At 50.1% G+C, this 11,889-nt stretch carries 8 protein-coding genes; 5 read left to right on the top strand and 3 right to left on the bottom strand.

Annotated elements, in window-relative coordinates; all coding sequences use genetic code 11:
* Positions 1–185: 185 nt before the first annotated feature.
* Positions 186–752 (top strand): TetR-like C-terminal domain-containing protein, encoded by a 567-nt coding sequence (locus AB4124_RS08675; protein WP_339269407.1) that lies wholly within the window; start codon positions 186–188, stop codon positions 750–752.
* Positions 753–864: 112 nt separating this feature from the next.
* Positions 865–2,634 carry an oleate hydratase gene (locus AB4124_RS08670; protein WP_379414114.1) on the top strand — a complete coding sequence of 590 codons (1,770 nt, stop codon included), beginning with the start codon at positions 865–867 and terminating at the stop codon, positions 2,632–2,634.
* A gap of 133 nt (positions 2,635–2,767) precedes the next feature.
* Here the strand turns inward: AB4124_RS08670 and AB4124_RS08665 are convergent, their stop codons facing one another.
* On the bottom strand, positions 2,768–2,986 hold the full coding sequence (locus AB4124_RS08665) for a DNA-binding protein (protein ID WP_441972392.1): 219 nt from the start codon (positions 2,984–2,986) through the stop codon (positions 2,768–2,770).
* A gap of 313 nt (positions 2,987–3,299) precedes the next feature.
* Here AB4124_RS08665 and AB4124_RS08660 point away from each other — a divergent pair, with 313 nt between their 5' ends.
* A complete protein-coding gene (locus AB4124_RS08660; RefSeq protein WP_441972391.1) occupies positions 3,300–4,334 on the top strand; it encodes an ABC transporter substrate-binding protein in 1,035 nt (344 codons plus the stop codon).
* Positions 4,331–6,436 (top strand): Fe(3+)-hydroxamate ABC transporter permease FhuB, encoded by a 2,106-nt coding sequence (fhuB, locus tag AB4124_RS08655; protein WP_076322651.1) that lies wholly within the window; start codon positions 4,331–4,333, stop codon positions 6,434–6,436. The genes AB4124_RS08660 and fhuB overlap by 4 nt, the downstream gene beginning before the upstream one ends.
* A 135-nt stretch (positions 6,437–6,571) precedes the next feature.
* Here the strand turns inward: fhuB and AB4124_RS08650 are convergent, their stop codons facing one another.
* Positions 6,572–7,504 carry an ArsR/SmtB family transcription factor gene (locus AB4124_RS08650; protein WP_430109968.1) on the bottom strand — a complete coding sequence of 311 codons (933 nt, stop codon included), beginning with the start codon at positions 7,502–7,504 and terminating at the stop codon, positions 6,572–6,574.
* A 147-nt stretch (positions 7,505–7,651) separates the two neighbouring features.
* On the opposite strand from AB4124_RS08650, the gene AB4124_RS08645 reads away from it, so the two are divergent.
* The gene (locus tag AB4124_RS08645; RefSeq protein WP_441972388.1) at positions 7,652–10,441 is read left to right on the top strand and encodes a glycoside hydrolase family 2 protein; all 2,790 of its coding nucleotides are present in this window, start codon (positions 7,652–7,654) and stop codon (positions 10,439–10,441) included.
* A gap of 676 nt (positions 10,442–11,117) precedes the next feature.
* On the opposite strand, the gene AB4124_RS08640 is transcribed toward AB4124_RS08645, so the two are convergent.
* Positions 11,118–11,738, bottom strand: coding sequence for a class I SAM-dependent methyltransferase (locus AB4124_RS08640; protein WP_441972386.1), 621 nt, complete (start codon positions 11,736–11,738; stop codon positions 11,118–11,120).
* Positions 11,739–11,889: the final 151 nt, after the last annotated feature.

Genomic DNA, 11,889 nt, shown 5'->3' with positions numbered 1-11,889 from the left:
CAATGTGTATAGGGTTTTATTTATTACGATGCCACCCGGGCTACGATCTCTTGACTTCCTGCGTGTTTCCAATTTATTTTGCCTCATAAGGATACCGCTTTTTCGCGTTGAGTTCCTTTATAATGAAGATATATAATCTGATCATTGCCTCTGTGGATGATTACGCTCTTGATTGGAGGGGTTTTATGGCACAAACAACAAAAAAAGCGCTTGCCCTATCGCTAAAAAAAATGCTTGAGAAAAAAACGCTTGATAAGATAACCGTTATTGATATTGTTGAGGACTGCGAAGTAAATCGCCAAACGTTTTATTATCATTTCAAGGATATTTATGATCTTGTGGAGTGGATTTGCACAAGCGAGGCTACCATAGCGTTGGATGGCAAGAAAACATATGACACGTGGCAGCAGGGCCTATTGCAAATATTTGAGTATGTGCTGAAAAACAAGGCGTTTGTGACGAGTGTCTATCATTCGATTAAACGAGAGCAGCTGGAAAGGTACCTATTTAACGTAACCTATAATCTTTTGATAGGAGTTATCGAGGAAAAGGCCGTTACGATGTCGATCAGGGATGATGATAAGTCGTTTATCGCTGACTTTTATAAATATGCGTTTGTAGGATTGATGCTGGATTGGATTGCTAAAGGGATGAAGGAAGAGCCCGCTGCGATTGTGGACCGGCTAAGCATTTTGATTCAAGGGGATATTTTTTTCGCGCTTGAAAAGTTTAAATCGCACCACGATCATTAGACAATATTAGGCTTTTGTCGAAAGTTTCGACATTAGGCGGACATTGTCTATAGGAGACCTCCGAATATTTTCTTATGATGAAGTTGCTAGAATCAATTCGGAGGTGACTGGAATGTATTATAGCAATGGAAATTATGAAGCGTTTGCCCGTCCGGAAAAACCGGTCGATGTCGACAAAAAATCAGCATATCTGGTTGGAGCCGGTTTAGGCTCTCTGGCAGCTGCGTGCTTCCTTGTGCGCGACGGCCAAATGAAGGGAGAACGGGTTCACATTCTGGAGGAGCTTAGTCTTCCCGGAGGTGCCTGCGACGGAATTCATGACAGCGATAAAGGTTTTATTATTCGCGGTGGACGGGAAATGGAAGATCATTTTGAATGCTTGTGGGATTTGTTCCGTACTATTCCGTCTCTGGAAATTGAAGGCGCATCGGTTTTGGATGAGTTTTACTGGCTGAACAAGAAAGATCCAAACTATTCTCTAATGAGAGCCACGGTTAACCGAGGCGAGGATGCCCATACGGATGGAAAATTTGCTCTGAGTGAAAAAGCTTCGCTGGAAATCGTGAAGTTATTCTTTACTCGAAACGAAGATTTGTATGATAAGCAAATTACCGATGTATTCACGGAGGATTTCTTTGCCTCGAATTTCTGGCTTTACTGGAGAACGATGTTTGCCTTTGAAGATTGGCACAGCGCTTTGGAGATGAAGCTTTACATTCAAAGATTCATTCACCATATTGGCGGACTGCCTGATTTTTCGGCGTTAAAATTTACGAAATATAATCAATATGAGTCATTGATTCTGCCAATGATGAAATATTTGCAGTCGCATGGCGTTCATTTCCAATATGATACAACGGTCACGAATGTAGTATTTGATATTCAAGGTAATAAGAAGGTTGCCAAGCAAATTGTATGTCGCCGTGCTGGCAATGAGGAATATATCGATTTAACGGAAGATGATTTGGTGTTTGTGACAAATGGCAGCTGCACGGAAAATTCTTCTTCGGGCGACCATCATCGTGCGGCTGAATTCAATCGTTCCGCAGGCGGCTGCTGGGAGCTCTGGAGAAATATCGCCAAGCAGGATCCATCCTTTGGGCGCCCCGATAAATTCTGCACGAATACGGAAGCGACGAACTGGGAATCGGCAACCGTTACGACACTTGATGACAGAATTCCGCCCTATATTGAAAAAGTTTGTCAGCGCGACCCGTTCAGCGGAAAGGTCGTTACCGGCGGCATCGTGTCCGTAAAGGATTCCAAGTGGCTCATGAGTTACACTTTAAATCGTCAACCGCATTTCAAAGAGCAGCCGAAAGATCAGCTTGTGGTATGGGTATATGGATTATTCACCGATGTTCCGGGCGATTACGTCAAGAAGCCGATGAGAGAATGTACCGGCGAGGAAATTACGATGGAGTGGCTGTACCATCTGGGTGTGCCGGAGCATGAAATTGCTGACATGGCTGCCAACTCTGCCCGCTGCATCCCGACCATGATGCCTTATATTACGGCATTCTTCATGCCGAGAACAGAAGGAGACCGGCCAAAAGTAGTTCCGGATGGTTGCGTCAACTTCGCGTTTATCGGACAGTTTGCCGACACGGTTCGCGACACCGTATTTACAACCGAATATTCGGTTCGAACAGCAATGGAGGCCGTGTATACCTTATTAAACGTAGACCGCGGCGTACCTGAAGTATTCGGCTCCTGCTACGATGTCCGTGTACTGCTGGACTCCACTTCCAAAATGATGGACGGTAAAAAACTAACCGATTTGAAGCTTCCGTTGATCATGAACTTATTGGAAAAGCAGGCTTTGAAAAAAGTTTCCGGAACCGTCATCGAAGATATATTGAAACGCTATAACATCATATAGTCGAAGTCCCATTGTCAAAGATGATATGGAACATCAATGAGCGCACCAATCCAAGATTGGTGTGCTGTATGGGAAAAAAACAAACACGATAGATCCCTGGCCTTTATGGCCTTTGGAGACCTATCGTGTTTATTTATTCTTTGAAGGAAAGGCCCTTCTCGGCAAGAGCTTCGCGCAGTATTCTGATCGCTTTGGGCCCTACCCCGTGAAGCGCCAGCAGTTCTTTCTCGGATGCTTGGGTGAGGTCGGCAAGCTGATGATAGCCTGCAACGATAAGGGCTTGCCGTGCAGGTTTGCCGGCTTTAACGGGAAAGTCGCTCTCTTCAGCCGGAGTGGGGGTTTTGTCACGCATGCAGATCCCTCTCTTTTCGGTTGTTTTGTTAAAGCGGATATAAGGCACCAGACTGAATGGTAGACGCTAAGTTTGTAGGAATAATTTAGTAAGATTATGTTATACATCTCATGTTCTGTAAAGAACGAATTCCATACTCATGGCAGAAAAGGCAGATTGATGGAGGGTTCAGGCAATCTTCATAAATTCTATTGACAATCTTAATGAGAATAATTATCATTGTGCTGAGTGTTGATAATGATAATTGTTCTCAATAATTATTATTAGTAAACAATATCTACAATACATAGAGGGTATGAGGGGGAGAAATTCAATGCGCAGTATGAAGGGTCTCGTGTTTATCGTATTGATTTTTGCATTGGTTTTAGCCGGTTGTGGCGGAGGCGCGGCATCCAATGATGGAGGCGGCTCTACCGCAGCGCAGAATTCGGATCAAGGGGCCGCACAGGGTGGGGATAACACCGAGGCCACGCCGGAGACCCGAACCATTAAGCACGCCCTGGGCGAAACGGAAATCACTGGCGTTCCTAAGCGTATTGTCGCACTGGAATGGCTTTACGCGGAGGATGTCCTTGCGCTCGGCGTTCAGCCCGTCGGCATTGCAGATATTGAGGGGATGAACCAGTGGGTAAACATTCCGGTGGAGATCGGTTCGGATGTGACCGATGTCGGCACTCGTCAAGAGCCGAATCTCGAGCTTATCGCTTCCTTGAAGCCGGACCTGATCATCGGTTTGAAATCAAATCTTGAAGCTGGCTATGATACGTACAACAGCATCGCGCCAACATTGGTATTCGATCCTTATCCGGTTGAGGGACAAGGGGACCAATATGAAGAGATGGTTAATACCTTCAATACGATTGCTGACGTGCTTGGCAAGAAAGACGAAGCTGCAAAAGTGCTTAGCGAACTGGATCAAACCTATGCCGACGCCAAAGCCAAGCTTGAAGCTGCCGGTATGACGGAAAAACCATTTGCGCTGGCGATGGGGTACAGTAACCAGAATGCGGTGACGTTCCGGATTTCGACGGACAATTCCCTGGCCGTCAAAATTTTGGAGCACATCGGGTTAACCAATGCCCATAAGCCTAATCAATTTGAGGTTTATGGATTTACCACTGGGGACGTAGAGGCATTGCCTGCCCTTCAGGATGCGAATTTCCTGCATATGATTCAGGATAGCGATAACGTCATCGAGAACCAATTGAAGGACAATCCGGTATGGAAAGGTCTGAACTTTGTTAAAGAAGACCGCGTGTATGCACTTGGCGGTGACATGTGGCCATACGGCGGCCCATTGTCTGCCCAAACCATGGCCCAGAAGACAGCTGATCTGCTCACAAAATGAGCCTCGGCAAGAAACTGGCACAAGGCTCCGCGCCGGTGAGCATCCATCCAGCCCCACCCGTTTCCTCAGGTAGGGGCTGGAAGCCGTTATGGATGCTGGTTGGAGGCCTTGTGGCTCTGTTATTTCTCACATTTATCAGCTTGACGCAAGGGCTAGCGGATATATCCGTCAAAACGGTGGTCCAGGCCTTGGTGTCTCCTCAGGATATTGCAGATCATCATCTCATCCGCAGCGTGCGCCTTCCTCGAACAGTGATGGGCCTATTATCAGGCGCGGCCTTGGCGGTGTCGGGCGTGCTCATGCAGACCGTCACGCGCAACCCGCTGGCATCGGAGACAACGCTTGGCGTGAATGCCGGCGCTTATTTGGCCGTCGTGGCGGGGATGATCTTCTGGCCGGGACTGCTGCATCAGTATGCCCTTCCTTTGGCTGTGGCAGGGGGAACACTGGCGGCTGTAGCGGTCTATGCGCTGGCGGGAAAAACGCAGGGCTCCCCCTTGCGGATTGCATTGTCCGGGATGATCGTCACTCTGGTTTTATCCTCCGTTACGAGTGCGCTGGTGCTGCTGAACCAGCAAACGACGCAGGGGATTTTTCTGTGGGGCTCCGGCTCGCTAATTCAGAATGACTGGGATGGCGTAGCTTTTTCATGGCCGTGGATCATTGGCGGGCTGATCGTGCTGTGTTTAGCGGTACGCCAGTGGGACATTCTGACCCTCAATGAAGAGTCGGCACGTTCCCTTGGCCAAAAAGTCGGCACCACCCGCTTGCTTGCGATGGGGGCAGCCATTGTGCTGGCCTGCGTGACCGTGAGCGTGGTCGGTCCGATCGGCTTTATCGGGTTGGTCGCTCCTCATCTGGTCCGCCTGTCCGGCGTGATCCGGCATGCGGGGTTAATTCCGCTGGCTGCCTTATGGGGCTCTGCTCTGCTTGTCGGGGCCGACACGGTGGCCAGGATGTTCATAAACGCCTACGGTGAGCTTCCGGTCGGGGCCATTACGGCCATGATCGGAGCCCCGTGCCTCATCTGGCTTGCCATGCGGGTATCCCGCTCGTTGATCGGAGGGCGCGGGGCTTCCGGCGGATCAGCCATGGCGGGCACGAGCCTGCGCCGGATACCATATCCGGCCTTGGTAACACTGTTCAGCGTGCTGCTGGCGCTGGTATGGATATTCAGCCTGATGAGCGGCAGTCTGCGCATTCCCTTCACGGAAGTGCTGGCCGTGCTTACGGGAGGCGGCGAGTCGATGTATCGCCAGATTCTGCTGGAATTCCGCTTGCCGAGGCTGCTCACAGCCGGCTTGTCCGGCATGGCGCTGGCCGTCAGCGGCAGTCTTCTGCAGAATGCGGTCCGGAATCCGCTGGGGGATCCCCAGGTGATCGGAGTGACCAGCGGAGCCGGTGCGGGCGCACTGCTTCTGATGGTAGGTTTTCCGCAATTGTCGGCTGGCTGGGTACCGGTCGGAGCGGTTCTCGGAGGGTTGGCTGCAGCCGCGCTGGTATACGCGGTGTCCTGGAAAAGAGGACTTCATCCGACGATTCTTACGCTGGTTGGAATTGCAGTTGCCGCGCTTGGTTCTGCCATCATCAATCTGATGATCATTCATGCGAAGGTCGACGTAGCGCCGGCATTATCCTGGATGGCGGGAAGCACGTATAACCGGGGCTGGACGGAGGTCCAGCGGATTGTTCCCGCCATTCTGATCCTGCTGCCTCTGGCTGCGTGGCTCGGGCGGAAGGTGGATTTGCTGACGTTCAGCGAAGAAAGCTCCACCGGTCTTGGCCTTCATGTACGGAATACCCGGATGTACGTCGCCATCATTGCGGTGCTGTTGGCTTCTATTGCCGCAGCCAATGTCGGCTCGGTCGGCTTTATCGGACTGCTTGCGCCGCATGCCGCCAGGATGCTGGTCGGCGCCCGCCATCGGCAATCGATGGTCATCGCGGCGCTGCTCGGCGGAATTTTGCTGGCTGGAGCAGACTGGATCGGGAGGGTGGTCATGATTCCGAAGGAATTGCCTTCAGGTATCGTTACCGCGCTTCTGGGTGCGCCGTACCTGTTATATTTGATGGGAAAAACCAATAAGCTGAAGAAGAAATAACCGTCATGATGATTAAATATCCAAAAAGGCTATTCCATAGTCGCCAAGAGAGGTGACATGGGATAGCCTTTTTTGTCTTCAATCGGTTGATTATTAGATTTGCCTCGCTTTGCTTCTTCTGGCTGTGGTCGGCTGTTAGGCTTCCGTGTACCGCACAAAAGACAGGATGATATCCTGCGGATGATCTCCGAAACCCGAACCATATAGATTCAGGCCGTTCGGGTGCTCGGCGTCTTTCTTCACCTCAAAGCGGATGCGGATTGGCCGGTTAAAGGCAAGCTCCAGCGAATCGATGGTCGTAGCACTGGATTCGTGGCCATTGACCTGGCTGCCCTGCTTGGTTACGCGCCATTCCGTCAGCATGCCGTACTCACTGCCGCTCCTCCATTTATCCGGGGTGAGTTTCCCCTTGCGATCACCAAAATCACCGGGACTTGTCCAAGTACCTACAGGGAGGTCGTTGATGCTAACGGTGATGTCGGATGGCCAATCCTGCTGGAAGGAAGGCGCCTCGGAGCTAAGCTCCGCGCGGATGCGCAGCTCATCAAGAGCCGCTCCGGGCGGCATAGGGTTCGCAAAATAATATTCGATATATCCTGATCCCGAGAACCAGAGCAGCGCAGCCTCCGTTCGTTCCGGCATGTAAAAGGCGCGTGGATCGTCAGGCGATCCGATCAGAGAACCGTCCCGAGCTGCCATGCCGCAGGTTGGCTCGATATAGCAGTGGGAGAACATACCGATCGGCATGTGGATTTCTTCCGTGCGCTGCAGCCCCTCGCCGGGCTTCGAGGGGAGTTCGAGAAAAATGGAGCGGCAGGTGACGGCGCATATTTTTTCCCGATTCGCTCCTTGCGAAGAGACGATCAGATCCGCTTGCTCCAGCATCTGGACATTAATGGACACCGTAGGCTGGGCAATCCCAAGCGCCTCCGCCAACTGACCGACACTCATCGGTTTATCGCCGAGCGCTTCAAGGATGCGAACACGGACATCACTGGATAGGGCCTTGGCTACTTCCACGATCCGGGATGCCGGATAACGGTTGGTTTCCAGCTTCGATTCGTTCATAATCCCCTTCCTTTACTGAAGAGTTATAGTAGCTCCAAGTGTACAATAAATTCGATGTATTGTAAAAGTATAATGTACATTGCATTTATTATATACAGGTGCTAGAATAGGGGCAAATTCAGAAAAAGGAAAGGTTGTGTTCGCTTCATGAAGACTCCTGTAGCACCCTCCATTCACACGGAAATTCCGCGCGCGGAGTATCCCAGACCGGATTTTGAGCGAAAAGACTGGTTGAATTTGAACGGCCAGTGGTCGTTCCGGCTTGATACGGAAGGATCAGATGAGGTACGACAGCAAGCGGGTACGAGTACCGGTGATGACGCTACTGCCTTACAGGGCGGAGACGCTAGCCTTTTTACCTCAGAGATTACGGTGCCGTTCTCTTGGGTTAGTCCCTTGTCCGGGATTGAGCGTAACGAGAAGGGGGTAGGCTGGTATCGTCGGTCCGTGAAATGGGAGCCGACCCGGAAGCAGTCCCGAATCTTTCTGCGGTTTGGCGCCGTCGATTATCTGTGTGATGTATGGGTCAATGGCAAGCATGTCGGCTCGCATCAAGGTGGCTACGGAACCTTTGAATTTGACGTGACAACGGTGTGGGATTCGGCAAAAGACAATACAATCGTTGTGCGTGCAGAGGACTTCGACCATAATTACCAAGCCCGCGGGAAGCAGGGGTATGGCGAGATCCGGGGCATTTGGCAGCCAGTTTGGCTGGAGGCCCGGCCGCAAACCTACATGGAGCAAGCCATCTTTACAACCTCCATTGACGGTCAGATCGAGTTGAAATCCAAGATCCAGGCTCAAGAAGCAGGCGTAGCGACACTCCAACTCTCGTTTGCGGAGGGCTCGGTTACGCATCAGGTGGAGTGGGAGCTGCAAGAAGGCGCGAATGAACGGACAACGGTGTTCCAAGTCCACGACCCGCGGCTGTGGAGCCCCGAAACCCCTCATTTATACGAAGGGGAGCTGCGCCTGGCGGGTTCCTCGGGCGAAGATGTCGTCCATACTTATTTTGGCATACGCGAGATCGGAACGGCGAAGTTCGACGGACGGGATTATCGCTGGATTACGCTCAACGGAAAGCCGGTCTATTTAAACGGGACGCTGGACCAATCCTACCACCAGACAGGATTTTTCACCTATCCGACGGATACGGAGATGCGGGACGAGATCTATCTGATGAAACGGCTTGGACTGAACTTCGTGCGGATTCATATTAAGCCGGAGGAGCCCCGCAAGCTGTATTGGGCGGATAAACTCGGGATTCTGGTGATGGAGGATATGCCATGCTTCTGGGGGAATCCGGATGAAACGGCACGTTCTGCCTATGAACGCGAGGCGCTGGAAGTGATTGAACGGGACCGGAATCATCCGTCGATTTTTTCATGGGTCATGTTTAACGAAACTTGGGGACTCCGTACCGACAGTAAAACGACGGGTTTAACGGGCGGAGAGGAGCAGCACAGCTACTATCTTCCGGAGACGCAGGAATGGGTAAGGGAGAAATACAGATGGGCCAAGGAGCTGGACCCGACCCGGATTGTGGAGGACAATTCTCCATGCGCTTACGATCATGTGGAGACGGATATCAACACCTGGCATTTTTACATCAACGGGTATGAACCGCTGCGCAATCATATCGAGGAGATTGTCCAGAAGACTCATCCGGGATCCGAACATAACTATATCGGCGGCAATCAGCAAGGCGACGCTCCGCTCATGAACAGCGAATGCGGAAACGTGTGGGGAATTGACGGGGGAGCCGGGGACAGCGATCTCGCGTGGCATTACCGTTACATGCTGAACGAATTCCGGCGCCATGATAAGCTGTGCGGTTTCGTATTTACGGAATTCCGCGACGTGACAAACGAATTCAACGGCTACTATCGTCTGGATGGGACGGACAAAAAATTCGGATACGAGGATTTCGTGCCGGGTATGACGATCGCCGACCTGCACACGCCGGACTTCATCGTTATTGACGCACCGCCTTGCCAGACGCTGGAGCAAGGGGCTGAGGCCGTCATACCGCTGCTGCGCTCCAGTTATTCGGATCAATACCATGGACAGAAGCTTATTCTGGCTTGGGAATTATCCTATGATCAGCTCGGAACGAAGGTTGTTGCTGATCAAGGGACCTTGGAAGTGGCCTGGGACGGCTACGGTGTTACCCCACTAACGGAACTCAAGCTTCGCATGCCGAAGACCGATGCAGTTGCGATCCTCGGAGTTCGTCTCTTGAATGCAGCGAACGGTGTGGTAACGCGCAACTTTACGACGTTTGACGTGCGTGGCGGAGAGGGACAGGGGAACGATGGAGTGGAAGGCAGAATCGTAAGCATCCCGGTTAACACATTCCGTGAGCAAAGCTTCAGCTACATGTGGGAGGCGCTTCAAGGCTCTAAAGTGAATGGCGGCGGAGGGGGCCGATTCGTCTATGAGGTGCAGCTGCCAGATCATGAGGAACAGCCACTGATCCGCGATATCGAGATTTTCTTCGAGGCTGGCGCGAAACGCTTATTAGCCAGAAATATCGAGGGTGCGCGGCATCGCACGCACGGAATCGACTTTATGCACGGGGCGTCGGCGGACGTGGAGTATAACCCAAGCACTTACTATATGACGGATGAAGAGCTGCATGAATCCCGTATATCCGTATGGGTGGACGATGTCCAAATCGGCGAGGCTGTGCTCACAGATGATCCTGCCGATAGCCGAGGCGTTCTCTCGTGGCACTATCAGCCGGTCAACAACCTTCTGGAAGAAGCCGGTTCGTACGGATACCTGTGCCAGGCGCAGGTATCGGGGAGACTCGCGGCAGAGCTTGACCGCAAGCGCAGCTTCAGACTGGAGCTGCGGGCCGAGGAGGGCGGCATCAGTCTGTATGGTCGGAATGCAGGCCGCTATCCGATCGATTTGCTGGTGCGGTGCCGGTGATCATGAAATAAACCATTAATGTAAAGTATAATAGTAAGTGGGCTGTCCATTTGTAGTGAATAACTACGTGCCGGGAAGCCCATTTTTTATGGGGATTTTTCGTCTCGATGGTCCTAAGGTTGGAAATATGGTGTTATCGGATATTCTCGCCTTCTTTGAAAATAACGCCGCTCTCTTTCCTTACTTAGTCTGTGCGTGCAATTATTTCAGTAAAAAAACTCGCTTGGCCTAGATATACGCCCTAATCCCAATCCATATAAAAATTCACCACGAGCTTTTCTTGCCCACAATCAGGACAATCTAGTGCTGTGTTTTGGAGATACTCTAAAGGCTTTGATGGCATGGGAGCTGTACAGCGCGGACATACGTAACGGTTCGTATACGTTTGAGAATCTGATCTCATATGTAAATATGGTTCATTTAGTAGATAGCGGCACTTCTGACATACATACAGACCATCAAAGCAGTCAAAAGTCGAATCCTTCTCATGCATAAACTCTCTGATTCGTTGTCGACCGACATCCTCCTTATACCATTCTAAGATGGAAATCAAATTAATATATTGAAATCCAATACCTAAAAACACCTCTTGATTATAAGAGCAGTGACCACAGCTCAATTTACACGCCTCTCCCATAAACTTAACCACCAATCAAGAATAATCTTGTATAAGATGTCAACTGATTTTTCTAATAACTATTTTTCTATACATCCCTTTCAGCATGACGGGTTTATCTTCTTCTATACTAAAATTTTTATTATTTCTAAGGTACAACTCTTCAAAATTCAATCCAATATCTGTTCCTAAGACTTTAATGAGTGGTCTAAACAACTTTTTTGATAACGAGAGTTTATTGTTACTAGGGGTAAATTTATCGAAAATAACGATCCTTCCTTCTTGTTTTAAAACTCTACCCATTTCTTGAAAACACTTGTCAGCATCAGGTACTACGGAAAGAATTAGACTTCCAACCACATAGTCAAACGACATATCGTTAAACGCCATATTTTGAGCGTCCATTTCTAAAAACTTAATGCGAGAATTCTTGAATTTCGCTCTTGCTTTTCTCAACATATCTGGTGAGAAATCTATAGCCGTTATATCTAAATCATAATGGTTCAATAACTCTAAATCAGCTCCTGTGCCTACGCCGACAAAAAGTATCTTTTGTGTGTTATTGAAGGGGGTCTCTTGGAATATTTGTTTTCGTGCATGGAGAAAAATGTTTGAATTGAAAATTTTATCATAAATGGGTGACCAGATTTTATAAATAATTTTATTCCAATTGTTATTCATTGGTTGGCTCCTGAATGTGATTAATGTTACTTCTGACAATCAAGGGGCTAATTGCATTCACGACGCCGAGAGCCTTAGAGCGCTGCTCTTAGGCTCGCATATGTGTCCCGGCATACGTTTCCTCGCTCTATTCTTCCGGGACCGAGGGTCG

Origin of the sequence: Paenibacillus sp. 2KB_20, from assembly GCF_052115765.1 — a bacterium.
Lineage (GTDB): Bacteria > Bacillota > Bacilli > Paenibacillales > Paenibacillaceae > Paenibacillus_AQ.
This window is presented reverse-complemented; position numbering and strand designations above follow the sequence as displayed.